Genomic DNA, 16,239 nt, shown 5'->3' with positions numbered 1-16,239 from the left:
ACATGGCAGTCGAGACCGAACTCAAGCTATCCATTTCACCTGAGCACTTGAACCGGCTCAAGCGCCATCCCCTGCTCAGGAGATTGTCGGTCTCACGTGCTGCCAATCACAAACTGTATAGCGTCTATTTCGATACGCCGGCACTCGATTTGCGCAACCATGCGATGGCGTTGCGCCTGCGCCGTGCCGGGAAGCAATGGCTGCAAACGCTGAAGGGTGGGGGGGGCGTGCAGGCCGGTTTGCACCAGCGCAACGAATGGGAAACGCCGGTGGCAGGCGAGGGACTGGACTTCGAGGCGCTCAAGGCCGCCGGAGGCGAGCTGCCGCGGGGCGTGCGCAAGGAATTGCAGCCGGTGTTCGTCACCGATTTTTCCCGCAACCTGCGCCTGTTGAAATTCGAGGGGGCGGAGATCGAGCTGTGCATGGATAAAGGCGAAGTGCGCACCGAACAGCACAGCTTCCCGATCTGTGAACTGGAACTGGAACTGAAATCCGGCGAGCCCCGGCAGCTGTTCGAGCTGGCGCTGGCGCTGCTGGACATCGTGCCGTTCGAGCTGGAAACGGTGAGCAAGGCGGAGCAGGGTTACCGCCTGCTGTCGGGAGATACCGATGGGCCGGTCAAAGGTGGCGTGCCGCAGCTGGGCAAGGCGGACAAGCTGGCGCAGGTGCTGCAAACGCTGATCTGGTCATGCCTGCAACATTTGCAAGGCAATCTGCGAGGGGCGATGCATGGCGACGATGCAGAGTATCTGCATCAGATGCGCGTGGCATTGCGGCGCTTGCGCGTCGTGCTGCGCCTGGCCGCGAAGGTACGCCCCGATTCGGAGCTGGCTTCGTTGAGCTCGGACGTCGCTAAGCTGTGCATCGCTCTGGGGCGCATACGCGAATGGGATGTGTTCATCGCCGACACGGTACAGCCGATGTGCGCTCGCATGCCCGGCCATGGCGGGTTGCAGGCGCTGCTCGCAGCCAGCGAAGAACGGGGCGCTGCATGCTACGAGGCGCTGCGCTGCGAGGCGCAGGCGCGCGAGTTGCAGCGGCTGATCCTGCGCTTCGCCATCTGGATGGACGGGCCATATTGGCAGCAGGACGGCGACCAACTGCGGGCGTGCGATTTCGCGACGCGCCATCTGCGCAAGCTGTTCAGGCGCTTTGACCAAGCCGGACAGCAGCTGAATGGACTCGAGGCAGAACGGTTGCATGCGTTGCGTATCCTTGCCAAGAAATTGCGATATAGCGCGGAATTCTTTGCCGGCTTATATGGCAAGCAGCAAGCGAAGTCATTTCTTGCTGCGTTAAGCGAGGTGCAGGACGTGCTTGGGCAGATCAACGACGTGGCGGTGGCGCATCGCCTGCTGGACGAATTGGCTGAGGCCCCAGCCTTGTCGGCGCATCAGGAAGCGATCGGATTGGCTCAGGGCTGGATCGCGCACAACCTGTCCCACCAGTACGTTGCGTTGCGCAAGGCTATACAACGTTTCAGGAAACAGTCCGCGTTCTGGGACAAGTAACTGCCGGTTCGCGAACCACTCAGTGGGGATGGCCTGACAGGATGCATGGCTGATCGCCCGTTTCGACCTGTATGGTGGTGTGGGCGATGGCAAAGTCATGGTGCAATGCCTGTGCAATGTTGCACAGGAAATCATCTCCGGGATGCCCGTCCGGCATGATGAGGTGCACGGTCAGGGCGATCTCTGAGGTGCTCATCGCCCACACATGCAGGTCGTGGATCTCGGTTACCCCGTCCAATGCCGAAAGGTAGTTTCTCACGCTACCCAGCTCGATCGATGCCGGCACGCCATCCAGGGAAAGGTGCAGGGCATGGCGCAGCAGTCCCCAGGTGCCGAGCAGGATCACCAGCGCGATCACCAGGCTGATCGCGGGGTCCACCCAGGTCCAGCCGGTCAGGATGAATGCCGCGCCGGCGACGATCACACTGAGCGATACCAGCGCGTCCGCCGCCATGTGCAGAAAGGCGCCGCGCAGATTGATGTCATGCTGGTTGCCCGACATGAACAGCCAGGCAGTGAGGCCGTTGATCACCACACCGATGGCGGCGACCAGCATGACGGTGCCCCCCTGGATGGGAACCGGTTGGGCGAAACGGTCGATGGCTTCCAGAACGATGCTGCCCACTACGATCAGCAACAACAGCGCATTGAACATCGCCGCCATCATGGTTGCGCGCCCCAGACCGTAGGTGTGCCGCTGGTTGGGGCGCAGGCGTGCCAGATAGAAACCGCCCCACGCCATCAGCAAGCCCAGCACGTCGCTCAGATTGTGCCCGGCATCAGAGAGCAGGGCGAGCGAATCCGCTTGCCAGCCGAAATACGCTTCCACCAGTACGAACAGGATGTTCAGCGAGATGCCGACGGCAAAGGCGCGGTCGTAATTTGCGACATGATGGTGAGTATGGTCATGATCGTGGTGGTGCAAGTGGTCTGTCATGCTCTTTTCTTGCGCCTGATGGCGTCTGGTGTGAATTTGTGTGCGGCATCATATAAAGATTTGGCGATCGATAAAATGACTATTTCCAGCATGGGCAATTTTGATGCTTGAATGAGCAGCAATTTCCTGCTCTAATCTCGCCTGACATTTTCATAATTGTTTAATAGTCGAAATATAAAATGATGAAACCGGCTCAAGTGGTGAAGGCCTTGGCGGCGCTGGCACAGCCCACGCGCCTGGCGATCTACCGGCTGTTGGTGACTGTCGGCCCCGATGGATTGGCCGCCGGGCAAGTCGCCGAAAAATTGAAAGTGTCGCCGGCTACGCTGTCGTTTCACTTCAAGACGCTCAGCCATGCCGGGCTGGTGGAGAGCCGGCAGGATGGCCGCTTCGTTTACTACGCCGCGAACTTCGCAGTGATGAACGGCATGGTGGACTACCTGACGGAGAACTGCTGCGGCGGGAATGCGGATGCCTGCAAGGCGCCGGGCAAGAAATGTTGATGACGTTGAAAGGAAAATCGAAATGAGTGAAAAGCAATACAACGTGCTGGTGCTGTGCACCGGAAATTCCGCGCGCAGCATCCTGGGCGAGGTGCTGTTCAACGTGCTGGGCAAAGGCAAATTCAGGGCCTATAGCGCGGGCAGCAAGCCGGCCGGACGCGTCAATCCTGGCGCACTGGAATGGCTGCAAGGGCAGGGCTACAGTACCGATGGCTTGCGCAGCAAAAGCTGGGACGAGTTCGCAGCCCCCGGCGCGCCGGAGTTCGATTTCATCTTCACCGTGTGCGACAACGCCGCCGGAGAGACTTGTCCAATTTGGCTGGGACATCCTGCTACGGCACATTGGGGCATTCCCGACCCGGCGCATATCGAGGGCGACGAAGCCCGGCGTGCTGCGTTCAAAAAGGCCGCCGAGCAGCTGGCGCGCCGTATCCAGCTGTTCATGAGTTTGCCGATTGAAAAACTGGATAAGATCAATCTGAAGGAAAAACTCGCCGAGATCGGTCGTATTCAAGACTAAGGAGGCTGCCATGAGCAAGATGCAGGTATTTGATCCCGCGCTGTGTTGCAGTACCGGGGTGTGCGGTACCGATGTCGATCAGAAGCTGGTCGATTTCAGCGCCGATGTGGACTGGCTGAAGCGCTCCGGTGGGCAGATCGAGCGATACAACCTCGCCCAGCAGCCGATGGCCTTTGCGGAGAATGCGGTTGTCAAAGCCTTCCTGGAGCGCTCCGGGGCCGATGCCTTGCCCCTGATTCTGGTGGATGGCGAAATCGCGTTGGCCGGACGCTATCCGACGCGCAAGGAATTGGCGCGACTTGCCGGGATTCCCGGCGCGCTGAGCGAGGTCGCCGTTTCAGAATCGAAAACAGGGGGCTGCTGCTCAGGCAGCAAGTGCTGCTAAGTCGGATCGGGAAATCAATATGAAATTCCTTCATCAGCCGCCACGCTTCCTGTTCTTCACCGGCAAAGGTGGGGTGGGCAAGACTTCCATTGCCTGTGCAACCGCTATCCAGCTGGCGGAAGCGGGCAAGCGTGTGCTGCTGGTGAGCACCGATCCCGCCTCCAACGTCGGCCAGGTGTTTGGCGTCAGCATCGGCAACCAGATCACCCTCATTTCCGCCGTCCCGCGCCTCTCCGCTCTGGAGATCGACCCGGAAGCTGCGGCAAAGGCCTATCGGGACAGATTAGTGAATCCGGTGCGCGGCGTGTTGCCCGAAGATGTCGTAAAGGGCATTGAAGAGTCGTTATCCGGAGCCTGCACCACCGAGATTGCGGCCTTTGACGAATTCACCTCGCTGTTGATTGATTCCGCGCTGACGACGGATTATGAACACATCATCTTCGATACTGCGCCTACCGGCCACACCATCCGGCTACTGCAATTGCCGGGCGCATGGAGCGGCTTTCTGGAGGCGGGTAAAGGCGATGCCTCCTGCCTTGGCCCGCTGGCCGGGCTGGAGAAGCAGCGCGCACAGTACAAGGCGGCGGTCGAAGCGCTGGCCGATGGCAGCCGCACTCGCCTGATCCTGGTCGCGCGTGCACAACAGGCAACCTTGCGCGAAGTCGCACGCACACATGAAGAACTCGCGGCCATTGGGCTGCAGCAGCAATACCTGGTCATCAACGGCATTCTGCCTCACATCGAGGCCGCCAATGATCCACTGGCAGCAGCGATACACGAGCGGGAACAGAATGCGCTTGCCAATATCCCCGAGGTGTTGAAGGCGCTGCCCTGCGACCATGTCCAGCTCAAGCCCTTCAATGTGGTCGGCCTGGATGCTCTGCGCCACTTGCTTACGGACACGGCGCCACAAGCTCAAGTAGCTATTGATTCCCCCATCGAATTGGACGAGCCAAGATTGTCCGAACTGGTGGACGGCATTGCTGCGGATGGACATGGACTGGTGATGCTGATGGGCAAGGGCGGCGTGGGCAAGACCACGCTGGCGGCGGCCATCGCGGTGGAGCTGGCCCGTCGTGGATTGCCCGTGCATCTGACAACATCCGATCCGGCAGCGCACCTCGCTGAAACGCTGCGCGGCTCTCTGGAAAATCTGACGGTGAGCCGCATCGACCCCCATGCCGAAACCGAGCGCTATCGTCAGCACGTGCTCGGCACCAAAGGCGCGCAGCTCGATGCGGAAGGGCGTGCGCTGCTGGAAGAGGATCTGCGCTCCCCCTGTACCGAGGAAATTGCAGTATTCCAGGCCTTCTCCCGCATCATCCGCGAAGCGGGCAAGAAGTTCGTGGTCATGGATACGGCTCCGACTGGTCACACCCTCCTGCTGCTCGATGCAACGGGCGCCTACCATCGCGAAGTGACGCGCCAAATGGGCAAAACGGGGATGCACTTCACCACGCCGATGATGCAGTTGCAGGACCCGAAGCAAACCAAGGTGCTGATTGTGGCCCTGGCGGAGACGACGCCGGTACTGGAGGCTGCAAACCTGCAAGCCGACCTGCGCCGCGCCGGTATCGAACCTTGGGCCTGGATCATCAATACCAGTGTGGCGGCGGCTTCCGCCAAGTCCTCGTTGTTGCGCCAGCGGGCCGCCAATGAGCTGCGGGAGATCAACGCGGTCGCCAGTCAGCATGCCCAGCGTTACGCGGTCGTTCCCTTGCACAAGGAAGAGCCGGTCGGCGTGTCGCGTCTGTTGGAATTGGTCGCCGGAAAAAGTTCGAACATCAAACCCAGAGGAATGACAAATGAGCGAAACCCGAACATGTAATCCGGCCGCACCTTCGATCTTCACCGAACAGGTCGCCGAGCTGGTCGCCATCGGTGCGGCCATTGCCGCCAATTGCGAACCTTGCTTCAAATACCACTACGATCAGGCGCGCAAACTCGGCGTGAGCGATCTGGATATGCGCTATGCCGTCGACCTCGCGCAAAAGGTCAAGGAGACACCTGCGCGCGCCATGCTGAATCTTGCCGAGCGCTATCTTGGCAAATCAACGTCGGAGACCAAGGCGGCAGCCGATTCCTGTTGCGTCACAAATCCTGAAACTCAAGCCGGGCATTGCAAATGAATCTCTTTGAACGCTATCTGACCCTCTGGGTCTTCCTCTGTATCGTCGTCGGCGTGGTGCTGGGCGAGTCCATGCCTGCGCCGTTCCAGTGGCTGGGGACGCTGGAGATCGCCAAGGTCAACATTCCGGTCGGCTTGCTGATATGGGTGATGATCATCCCCATGCTGTTGCGCATCGACTTCTATGCCTTGCGCGAGGTGCGCAAGCACTGGCGCGGCTTCAGCGTCACGCTGTTCATCAACTGGGCGGTCAAACCGTTCACCATGGCCTTGCTGGGCTGGCTGTTCATCCGCCAGCTGTTCGCGCAGTACCTTCCGGCAGAACAGATAGACAGCTATATCGCCGGACTGATCCTGCTGGCCGCCGCACCCTGTACCGCGATGGTGTTCGTCTGGAGCCGGCTGGTGAACGGCGAGCCCTTGTTCACCCTGAGTCAGGTCGCGCTCAACGACACCATCATGGTTTTCGCCTACGCGCCTCTGGTGGCGCTGCTGTTAGGCATCTCGTCCATCATCGTGCCGTGGGACACGCTGATCGTGTCGGTCATGCTCTATATCGTGGTTCCCGTGTTGCTGGCGCAGGTTTGGCGGAAATATCTGTTGGCGCGTGGCGGACAGGCAGCGCTGCATCATGTCCTGTCGGCGTTGAATCCCATCTCGATCCTGGCATTGCTGCTGACGCTGGTGCTGCTGTTCGCCTTTCAGGGCAAGGCCATCGTCGCCCAGCCGCTCATCATCCTCATGCTTGCCGTGCCGATCACAATCCAGGTTTATTTCGTCTCCGGCTTCGCCTATTGGCTCAATCGCCGTTTTGGCGAAGCACACTGCGTGGCGGGGCCGTCGGCCCTGATCGGGGCATCCAACTTCTTTGAATTGGCTGTGGCCGCGGCGATCAGCCTGTTCGGCTTCGAGTCCGGGGCGGCCTTGGCAACCGTGGTGGGGGTGCTGATCGAGGTGCCGGTGATGCTGAGCGTGGTGTATATCGTGAATCGCAGCCAACGGTGGTATGGCGAGGCGGCGGGCAAATAGTTTGCGCCGTAAACGTGTTTATTTACGAATTACCTTGACGCCGCCCGATTAACCACGTAAAAGGCTTCCAGGTGTTTGATTCAAAGTCTGTGCAGTACTGGTTTCACCATGTGCAATCTTCGATATCAAATAGTTCTGCGGGGGATTTCCCCGTTTTTTTAAGTAAGGAAGTAAACACATGGCAACTGGTACAGTTAAGTGGTTCAACGACGCAAAGGGTTTCGGTTTCATCACTCCTGATGATGGCGGCGAGGACCTGTTCGCACACTTTTCCGCAATCAACATGAGCGGTTTCAAGTCTCTGCAAGAAGGCCAAAAGGTCTCCTTCGAAGTGACTCAAGGTCAAAAGGGCAAGCAAGCCTCCAACATCCAGGCTGCTTAATCGCCGCTTGAGTTGTTAAAAAAGCCCGGCACGAAAGTGCCGGGCTTTTTTTATGCGCCGCAAGGCGGCGCTGTTTACATCTTCAGCTTGGAGAATGCTGCGGCCATTGCACCACCCAGTGCCGGCTCGCGTGTTTCCTGGCGTTTGTGCTGCGCCATGCGCTTGGCATCGTTCGCACGGTCGCGGGAAGGCTCCGCCTTGCCTCCTTGTGCGGCGCTGTCGGTCAGGCGCATGGTCAGCGAGATGCGTTTGCGCTTCTCGTCCACCTCCAGCACTTTCACCTTTACCACCTGGCCCGCCTTGACCACGGTGTGCGGGTCCTTGACGAAGGTGTTGGACAGCGCAGAGATGTGCACCAGACCGTCCTGGTGCACACCGATGTCGACGAACGCGCCGAATGCCGCGACGTTGGTGACCACGCCTTCGAGGATCATGTCCGGCTTCAGGTCTTTCAGTTCCTCCACGCCATCCTTGAAGGTGGCGGTGGTGAATTCGGGGCGCGGGTCACGTCCCGGCTTCTCCAGTTCTTTGAGGATGTCGCTGATGGTGGGCACGCCGAACTGTTCGTTCGCGTATTTACCCGGATTGAGCGACTTCAGCAATCCGGAATCGCCGATCACTTCCCTGATGCCCTTCTTGAGGTCGGCGAGGATGTTCTTCACCACGGGGTAGGACTCGGGGTGCACCGCCGAGGCATCCAGCGGGTCTTCGCCGCCCATGATGCGCAAAAAGCCCGCGGCCTGCTCGAAGGTCTTTTCGCCGAGGCGAGGGACGTTCTTCAGTGCGGCCCGCGAAGCGAACATTCCGTGCGTGTCGCGGTAGGTGACGATGGCTTGTGCGACGCTGCTGGACAGGCCGGACACGCGCGCCAGCAGGGGGGCGGAGGCGGTGTTCACGTCCACGCCGACCGCATTCACGCAATCCTCTACCACGGCATCCAGCGAGCGCGCCAGCTGGAACTGTCCCACGTCATGCTGGTACTGGCCGACACCGATGGATTTGGGATCGATCTTCACCAGTTCCGCCAGCGGATCCTGCAGGCGGCGCGCGATGGACACTGCGCCGCGCAAGCTGACGTCCATGTCGGGCAGTTCGCGCGAGGCGAACTCGGATGCGGAATACACCGATGCGCCTGCTTCCGAAACGACGATCTTGGTGAGCTTCAATTCCGGGCGCAGCTTGATCAGATCCTGCGCCAGCTTGTCGGTTTCGCGCGAGGCCGTGCCGTTGCCGATCGAGATCAAAGCGACCTGGTGTTTCTCGGCCAGCTTGCCCAGGGTGTGCAGCGAGCCTTCCCAGTCGTTCTTCGGCTGGTGCGGATAGATGACGGCGGTGTCGACCACCTTGCCGGTGGCGTCCACCACCGCGACCTTCACGCCGGTGCGCATGCCTGGGTCGAGACCCATGGTGGCGCGCGGGCCGGCAGGTGCGGCGAGCAGCAGGTCTTTCAGGTTGCGCGCGAACACCTTGATCGCTTCGGTCTCGGCGCGTTCGCGCAAGCTTCCCATCAGTTCGCTGTCGAGATGCAGGAAGCTCTTGATGCGCCAGGTCCAGCGCACCGTGTCCGCCAGCCACTTGTCGGCGGGGCGATTGTTGTTGGCGATGCCGAAGCGTTGGGCGATGCGCGCCTCGCAGGGATTAAGCGGCGCGTCCCACTTTGGTTTTTCCGCTTCGCTGTCGAGGCGCAGGGTGACGTTCAGCATCTCCTCGCGGCGGCCGCGGAAGATCGCCAGCGCGCGGTGCGATGGGATCACTCCCAGCGGCTCGGAATAGTCGAAGTAGTCGGCATACTTCGCTGCCGCCTCTTCCTTGCCTTCAATTACTCTGGATTCAACCACGCCGTGCTCCTGCAGGTATTCGCGTAGCCCTTGCAGCAGTTCGGCATCCTCGGCGAAACGGTCCATCAGGATCTGGCGTGCGCCGTCCAGCGCCGCCTTGGCATCGGCCACGCCGGGGTTGTCGCCCTGCTCGGTGGAGAAGGCCGGCTTCAGATACTTTGCCGCCTCCTCTTCGGGGTTCAGCATGGGATCGGCCAGCAAGGCCTCAGCCAGCGGCAGCAGCCCGGCTTCCAGCGCGATCTGGGCCTTGGTGCGGCGCTTGGGCTTGTAGGGCAGGTACAGGTCCTCCAGCCGTGTCTTGTCTTCGGCATGGCTGACGGCGTCCAGCAATTCGGGCGTCATCTTGTTCTGCTCGTTGATCGAGGCGATGATGGCCGCGCGGCGGTCTTCCAGTTCGCGCAGATAGCGCAGCCGTTCTTCCAGCATGCGCAACTGGATGTCGTCCAGCCCGCCGGTGGCTTCCTTGCGGTAGCGGGCGATGAAGGGCACGGTCGCACCCTCGTCGAGCAGGCCGACGGCGGCGGCTACCTGGGCTGGTTTGGCGGATAGTTCGGCGGCGAGACGTTGTTCGATGGATGGCAGCATGAGTCACAGTTCGGAGGTTGAATCAATACGTGCAACGGCCGGCGGCCGATGCGGGGGCGCGGATTATGCCAACATCAGCTGCCGCAGTAAAACACCTAGCCAAGTGGTCATGCCGGCAACTCGCTGTAAAGGTTGCCCGAATCCCTGCCGGGCACTATAGTCACGCGACTCCCTACAAACATAAGTATCCATGCCGTTCGATAATCCCATGTTGCGCCGCATCAACTGGCCGCTCGCCGGCATGGCTGCATTATTCCTCGTGGTTTTCCTGATGCCCCCGCTGCAGGCGTTGCAAGGCGTGGATGTCATGCCGCTGTGGGCGCACGTTGCGGGAGAAACATTCTCCATCGTGATCGCGATGATGATGTTCGGCATTGTATGGAACGCCTATGGTGTGGATCGTCCCGGCAACACCCTGATCATCGCCTGCGGTTTCCTTGCCGTCGGTCTGCTGGACTTCGGGCATATGCTTTCGTTCAAGGGCATGCCGGATTTCGTCACACCCAGCGGGCCGGAAAAAGCCATCCAGTTCTGGCTGGCAATGCGCTTTGTCGTTGCGCTGACCTTGCTGGCCGTGGCTTTGCGGTCATGGCAGCCTTTGTCCAATCCACGCATCCGTTACGGGCTGTTGACGGGCAGCCTGGCCATCACTGCGTTCATTTTCTGGCTGGTGCTGGCCCTCGGGCAGGAGTTGCCTCATACCTTCATCGAAGGCGAGGGGCTGACTCCGCTCAAGGTCGGAGCGGAATACTTCATCATCGCCATGTTTATGGCTTCTGCCGTGTTGTTCTACCGTCAGGCTCAACGGCCTCCCGGGCCGTTCCGCTCTTTTGATTCCGCCAATCTTTTTGCGGCCTCTGTCATCAGCATGCTGAGCGAATTGTCTCTCGTCTTGTACAGCGCTGTCGGCGATATCTTCAACCTGTTGGGGCACGTCTATGAGATCGTGTCCTACGTGTTTATCTATCGCGCGGTGTTCGTGGACAGCGTGCGCGAGCCATACTCGAAGCTGCAGCAGGCCAAGGAAAGTCTTGCCAGCTCAAGGCAGATGCTGCGCTCGATCATCGACAACGTTCCGGCACGCATCTTCTGGAAAGACCACGAGAGCCGATACCTCGGGGCGAACAATCTGTTCTTGCGCGATGCGGGTGTGAGCGACGAGAGCCAGTTGATCGGCAAGAACGACTTTGAGTTGTTTCCCGAACAGGCCGAGCTGTTCAGGGCTGACGATCGCCGTGTCATGGAAACGGGCACGCCCAAGCTGGATTATGAGGAGCCGATCAAGACGGCCGAGGGGCGGACGGGCTATTTGCTCACCAGCAAGGTGTTGTTGCGTGGAACTGACGGCAAGGTGTCGGGGGTGTTGGGAACCTATGTGGACATCACCGAACAGAAACGCATGGCCAAGCTGCTGCAAGCCAGCGAACTGGAGTTCCGCGCTCTGGCGGAAAACTCGCCGAACATCATCCTGCGCTACGATTGGGATTGCCGCCTCATCTACGCCAATAGCGCCTATGAAAGGGAGACCCAGGTCCCCGCGGATGAGGCGATGTATCTCACGCCAGACCGGCATTGGCGCGCCACCATGCCGGTGGGGGAATACAAGCGGAAACTGGTGCAGGTGATGGAGACCGGCGTGCCTTGCGAAATCCTGCTGGAATGGAAACGGCTGGACAACGGACATTCGACCAGCTATGCCTTCCAGGTGGTGGCGGAGCGCAGTATGGACGGGAAAGTGGAAGGCGTGCTGGCGATAGGCCACAACGTCACCGCACTCATGGCGGCCGAGCAGCGACTCGAAGAGTCCTATGCCCAGCTTCGCGAACTGACCACCCGCCGCGAAGAGGCGCGCGAGGATGAGCGCAAGCGCATCGCTCGGGACATCCACGACGAACTGGGGCAGATGCTCACGGCGTTGCGCATGGAAGTCTCGCTGTTGCGCATGACGTTCGGCCAGGACAATCCGCAGCTGATGGGGCAGGTGCAGAATATAATGGGACATGTCGATGCGACCATCCAGGTGGTGCGCAACGTGGCGGCCAAGCTGCGGCCCGCCGTGCTGGACATGGGCATCGTATCCGCGATGGAATGGCAGATGGGAGAATTCGCCAAGCGCAGCGGGATCCGTTGCGGCCTGAACATCAGTGAGGAAGATATCTATCTCGACGAGGAACGCTCCACGGCGCTGTACCGCGTCGTGCAGGAGTCGCTCACCAATGTTGCGCGCCATGCGCAGGCGGAGAACGTGGATATCTCGCTATGGCGGGACGGGGAGTCGTACTTGCTGGAAGTGCGCGACGACGGCAAGGGCTTCGACCCGGAGACGCTGAAGAAGAAGACATTCGGGCTGATGGGCATCAGGGAGCGCGTGATGTTGCTGCAAGGGGAGCTCGATATCACAAGTGAACCAGGCAGCGGAACGACCGTCTCGGTGCGCATTCCCGTTCACAGGGCATGAGGGAGACATGATCAGAATATTAATCGCCGATGACCACGCCATCGTGCGCGAAGGGCTGAAGCAGTTGTTTGCATTGTGTGCCGACGTCTCGGTCGCGGGCGAGGCCGTGAATGGCTCTCAGGTGCTGGAATCCTTGCGCAAGCAAGAGATCGATCTGCTGTTGCTGGACATGACCATGCCCGGCGTCAGCGGTGTCGAACTGATCGCCCGTATCCGCGCAGAGAATGCGTCCATTCCCATCCTCGTGCTCAGCATGCACAACGAGCCGCAGATCGCGCGCCGCGCGCTGGCCTCGGGCGCTTCCGGCTACCTCACCAAGGACAGCGACCCGGAAATGCTGATGGCGGCGATACGCAAGGTGGCGAGCGGAGGGCGATTCATCGACCCGGGGCTGGCGGAGTCGATGGTGTTCGACTCGGGCGAGAGCGCCGAACGTCCGCCGCATGAACTGCTTTCCGAGCGCGAGTTCCACATCCTGCGCCTGCTGGTGCAGGGCAAGAGCGTCAACGAGATCGCCGATGAGCTTTCTATCAGCAACAAGACCGTCAGCACCCACAAGGCGCGCCTGATGCAGAAGCTGAATTTCCAGAACAACGCCGAGCTGGTGCGCTACGGCATCGCCCATGGTCTGGTCGGGTGACCGGCCCGGAACATCCGACCTACAGGAAGTCTTTCGCAAGCAGTCCGCTGGCTTCTTCTGCCGGAAGCGGGCGGCTGAAGAAATAGCCTTGCACCTCGTCGCAACCGTAATTTCTCAGGAAGGCCAACTGGGCATCGGTTTCCACACCTTCCGCGATGATGGAAAGCTGCAGGGTGTGCCCGAGCTGGATGATGGCTTTGACGATGGCCGCGTCTTCGGGATCTTCCGTCAGGTCGCGCACGAACGACTGGTCGATCTTGAGCTTGTCGACGGCGAGGCGCTTCAGGTAGGACAGGCTGGAATAGCCGGTGCCGAAGTCGTCGATGGAGAGCTTCACGCCCATCGCCTTCAGTGCGTGCAAGGTCTGCATGGCCGCCTCGATATCGTGCAGCAGGATGGATTCGGTCAGTTCCAACTCCAGGTAACGGGCGGGCAGTCCCGAGCGTTCGAGCGCTGAAGCCACCGTCTCCAGCAGGTTGCCGCGCCTGAATTGCAGGGCGGAGAGGTTGACCGCCATCACCAGCGGCCGGCCGCTATCCAGCCATGCTTTGGCCTGCCGGCAAGCCTCATTGAGCACCCATTCGCCGATCTGGATGATCAGGCCGCTGCGTTCCGCGAGCGGAATGAATTTGGCGGGCGGGATCATGCCCGCCTCGGGGTGGCGCCAGCGCACCAGGGCCTCGAATCCGGTGATGCCGCTGCGGCCGATATCGATCTGCGGCTGGTAATGGAGTACCAGTTCCCCGTTTCTGATGGCATTGCGCAACTGCCCTTGCATCTGCAGTTGTTCAAGCGCATCGATGTTCATTTGTTCGTTGAAGAAACGGTAGGTGTTGCGGCCGCTCTCCTTGGCGTGGTACATCGCCGTCTCCGCCTTCTTGAGCAGCGTGTCGAATTCCATACCGTCGTTCGGGAAGATGCCGATCCCGATGCTGAAGGTCACGTTGAGCAGGCGCCCGTCGATCTCGATGGGATCGGAAAAGGCTTCCAGGATGTTCTGGGCGATGCCGCCGATGATGCCCAGGTCATTCACGTTAGCCAGCAGAATGGCGAATTCATCACCCCCCTGGCGGCTGATGGTGTCTGTGTCGCGGATGCAGCCATTCAGCCGTTCGACGATGCGGACCAGCAGTTGGTCGCCCAGGTCGTGCCCCAGCGTTTCGTTGACCTGTTTGAAGTTGTCCAGGTCGAGGAACAGCATGGCCAGTCCGGAGCGTTCGCGTTCCATGGCGGCGGCGGACAGGTCGAAGCGGTCGCGCAACAGCAGGCGGTTGGGCAGTTGCGTCAGGGGATCGTGCTGGGCCAGGAAACCCAGTTTCTCCTCGGCCCGCCTGTGCTCGTCGCGGGTGCGCAGCGTTTCGATCCCGAAGGTGAGGTCATTGGCGAGCTCTTCCAGCAGTGCCACTTCTTCGGGGCTGAAGGCGTGCGGATCGGGCGAATAGAGGGCGAGGGCACCCAACACCCGTTCCTTGCCGATGAGGGGGAGCGAGATGCTCGACTGGTATCCACGCTCGAGAGCCGCTTCGCGCCAGGGGGCCATGCGGGGATCGGTGAGGTAATCCTGGTTGATATCGGTCACGCCGGTTCTGATCGCAGTGCCCGTGGGGCCCCGTCCGCGCTCGGTATCGGCCCAGGTGAGATTCACGCTGTCCAGGTAGCCTTCCTCGTAGCCGGATTGCGCCACGGGGCGCACGGTTTTGGCCGTATCCTGTTCTGCGAATCCGACCCAGGCCATCCGGTAGCCGCCCCGTTCGACGATCAGCCGGCAGATTTCGGAAAGCAGCTTGTGTTCCTCCTTGGCGCGCACCAGCGTCATGTTGCAATCGCTGAGCAGTTTGAGCGCACGGTTAAGCCGTCTGGTGCGGGACTCGCTTTCCCGCAATTCACGGGTCATCTCCGTCGCCGTGGCAAAGGCGCGCTCCCGTCCCGTTGCCAGCAGCCATACGATGAAGCTCGTCAGCAGGCTGCCGGCGATGCCCGAGATGACGATGAACTGAGCCTCTTCGCTTTCCAGGCTGGTCTCGAAGTCGGGCAGTGAGCGCACCGCAACCGTCCATTGATGACCGCCGGCATCGATGTATTTGACCGAGCGGAAAACGGGTTCGTGCAGGCCGGGCGAGATGCCGGTTTCCTTGCTGAAGTCGTACATCAGGCTTGCCGGCGACGGCTGATCGCCATCGTAGATGTCGAAGGCGAGGGTATTGCCGATCTCGCCGAAGTGCTTGCCCAGGATGCCGTTCATCAGGTCATGCACGCGGAACGGGGCATACACCCAGCCGACCAGGTTTTCCTGGCGCTGGGCAAGCGTCTCGTGCGGCAGACCGTTGCGGTACACGGGGAGGTACATCAGGAAGCCCGGCTGCACATTCTTTTCGGTCTCCTGAACCAGCGTCACCTTGCCCGAGACGATGGCACGGTTCTCGTCGCGCGCGCGTTCCATGGCGGCGCGGCGCACCGGCTCTGAATACATGTCGTAGCCGAAGGCGCGCTGGTTGCGCCAGTTGAACGGCTCGAGGTAGATGATGGAGGTGTAGCTGTCGCGTTCGCCGCTTGGCCGGATCGTGTAGCCTGGGAAGCTTTCCCTGCGGATTCGCCGGATATGGGCAGCCTTTTCGGCGGGGGAGATCCGCTGCGCGAAACCCACTCCCTGAATGCCGGGATATCTTTGGTCCAGTCTGAGCTGGCTGACATATTCCCGGAATTCGCTGCGCTCTACCGATTCCGAAGAGGCAAATAGCGATTGTGTGCCGTGCAGCACGTCCTCGTAGTCCCGAAGGCGGGCCTCGATGTTGACGACGATCTCGTTGAATCGGAAGTCGAAACGTTCCTGCACATTTTTTCGTGTGTGCTGGCGTGCGACATCCTGCAGGCCGTAGGTGATGAGCAGGCCCGCTCCCAGTACCAGCCATGGCAGGAGCGACAGGAAGGAGAACTCCCTTCGGGCGGCGTGATGTTCGGTCTTTTTTGTCACCCGGCAATGGTGCCAGCAAAGAAAGAAATTTGCTACACGGTGCAAGCGGCTGTTCACTGAGTATCGCCGCAGCAAGTTGCGGAGCATGCAATGCCGGGAGCGTGATGTTCACTTGGGTTTGGCCGGGCGATGAGAGCAAGGGTAGGGTAATCCTTACACCGACTTTGTCTATCCCTACATGAAAATCAATAATTCCTGATAGTTGGACCGTTGGATTGTTGGCATCCTTCGCGGCCACTTGGTACCCCCTTCGTCATGTGGGTGGCGCTAGGCATTTCAACTCATTTGACTCTATCTGGATGCAGACTATTTCGATCAACGACGCAACTCCGGCAGGGCTCTTGGCGGCTGA

The 16,239-nt window shown here is 60.4% G+C and carries 13 protein-coding genes; 10 read left to right on the top strand and 3 right to left on the bottom strand.

Annotation, left to right across the window (positions count from 1 at the left end):
* The first annotated feature begins 2 nt into the window (after window positions 1-2).
* Window positions 3-1,511 (top strand): CYTH and CHAD domain-containing protein, encoded by a 1,509-nt coding sequence (locus FGKAn22_RS07425; RefSeq protein WP_212784980.1) that lies wholly within the window; start codon window positions 3-5, stop codon window positions 1,509-1,511.
* 19 nt (window positions 1,512-1,530) lie between these two features.
* Here the strand turns inward: FGKAn22_RS07425 and FGKAn22_RS07420 are convergent, their stop codons facing one another.
* Window positions 1,531-2,448, bottom strand: a complete 918-nt coding sequence (locus FGKAn22_RS07420) for a cation diffusion facilitator family transporter (RefSeq protein WP_212784979.1) — start codon at window positions 2,446-2,448, stop codon at window positions 1,531-1,533.
* 182 nt (window positions 2,449-2,630) lie between these two features.
* Between FGKAn22_RS07420 and FGKAn22_RS07415 the strand changes: the two genes are divergently transcribed.
* The 7 genes from FGKAn22_RS07415 to cspE all read left to right on the top strand — a co-directional run bounded on the left by FGKAn22_RS07415 (window position 2,631) and on the right by cspE (window position 7,395).
* A complete protein-coding gene (locus FGKAn22_RS07415; RefSeq protein WP_425513857.1) occupies window positions 2,631-2,951 on the top strand; it encodes an ArsR/SmtB family transcription factor in 321 nt (106 codons plus the stop codon).
* A 22-nt stretch (window positions 2,952-2,973) separates the two neighbouring features.
* Window positions 2,974-3,471 carry an arsenate reductase ArsC gene (locus FGKAn22_RS07410; protein WP_212784977.1) on the top strand — a complete coding sequence of 166 codons (498 nt, stop codon included), beginning with the start codon at window positions 2,974-2,976 and terminating at the stop codon, window positions 3,469-3,471.
* A 10-nt stretch (window positions 3,472-3,481) separates the two neighbouring features.
* Window positions 3,482-3,856, top strand: coding sequence for an arsenite efflux transporter metallochaperone ArsD (arsD, locus tag FGKAn22_RS07405; protein ID WP_212784976.1), 375 nt, complete (start codon window positions 3,482-3,484; stop codon window positions 3,854-3,856).
* Window positions 3,857-3,875: 19 nt separating this feature from the next.
* Window positions 3,876-5,684 carry an arsenical pump-driving ATPase gene (arsA, locus tag FGKAn22_RS07400; protein WP_212784975.1) on the top strand — a complete coding sequence of 603 codons (1,809 nt, stop codon included), beginning with the start codon at window positions 3,876-3,878 and terminating at the stop codon, window positions 5,682-5,684.
* Complete coding sequence (locus FGKAn22_RS07395; protein WP_212784974.1) at window positions 5,662-5,985, top strand: carboxymuconolactone decarboxylase family protein; 324 nt, start codon at window positions 5,662-5,664, stop codon at window positions 5,983-5,985. The genes arsA and FGKAn22_RS07395 overlap by 23 nt, the downstream gene beginning before the upstream one ends.
* On the top strand, window positions 5,982-7,013 hold the full coding sequence (gene arsB / locus FGKAn22_RS07390) for an ACR3 family arsenite efflux transporter (RefSeq protein WP_212784973.1): 1,032 nt from the start codon (window positions 5,982-5,984) through the stop codon (window positions 7,011-7,013). Before FGKAn22_RS07395 ends, arsB begins: the two co-directional genes overlap by 4 nt.
* Before the next feature lie 178 nt (window positions 7,014-7,191).
* Window positions 7,192-7,395, top strand: coding sequence for a transcription antiterminator/RNA stability regulator CspE (cspE, locus tag FGKAn22_RS07385; protein WP_212784972.1), 204 nt, complete (start codon window positions 7,192-7,194; stop codon window positions 7,393-7,395).
* A 74-nt stretch (window positions 7,396-7,469) separates the two neighbouring features.
* On the opposite strand, the gene FGKAn22_RS07380 is transcribed toward cspE, so the two are convergent.
* A complete protein-coding gene (locus tag FGKAn22_RS07380; RefSeq protein ID WP_212784971.1) occupies window positions 7,470-9,818 on the bottom strand; it encodes a Tex family protein in 2,349 nt (782 codons plus the stop codon).
* A gap of 208 nt (window positions 9,819-10,026) precedes the next feature.
* Here FGKAn22_RS07380 and FGKAn22_RS07375 point away from each other — a divergent pair, with 208 nt between their 5' ends.
* Together FGKAn22_RS07375 and FGKAn22_RS07370 are read left to right on the top strand one after the other, a co-directional pair.
* Window positions 10,027-12,276, top strand: a complete 2,250-nt coding sequence (locus FGKAn22_RS07375) for an MASE3 domain-containing protein (RefSeq protein WP_212784970.1) — start codon at window positions 10,027-10,029, stop codon at window positions 12,274-12,276.
* A 7-nt stretch (window positions 12,277-12,283) separates the two neighbouring features.
* Complete coding sequence (locus tag FGKAn22_RS07370) at window positions 12,284-12,916, top strand: response regulator (protein WP_212784969.1); 633 nt, start codon at window positions 12,284-12,286, stop codon at window positions 12,914-12,916.
* Between the two features lie 19 nt (window positions 12,917-12,935).
* Here FGKAn22_RS07370 and FGKAn22_RS07365 read toward each other — a convergent pair whose 3' ends face one another.
* Complete coding sequence (locus FGKAn22_RS07365; RefSeq protein WP_212784968.1) at window positions 12,936-15,887, bottom strand: bifunctional diguanylate cyclase/phosphodiesterase; 2,952 nt, start codon at window positions 15,885-15,887, stop codon at window positions 12,936-12,938.
* Window positions 15,888-16,239: the final 352 nt, after the last annotated feature.

This window comes from Ferrigenium kumadai (assembly GCF_018324385.1).
In the GTDB taxonomy this organism is placed as follows: Bacteria; Pseudomonadota; Gammaproteobacteria; order Burkholderiales; family Gallionellaceae; genus Gallionella; species Gallionella kumadai.
The sequence above is the reverse complement of the archived record's forward strand: the minus strand, read 5'-3'. Positions and strand labels throughout refer to the sequence as shown.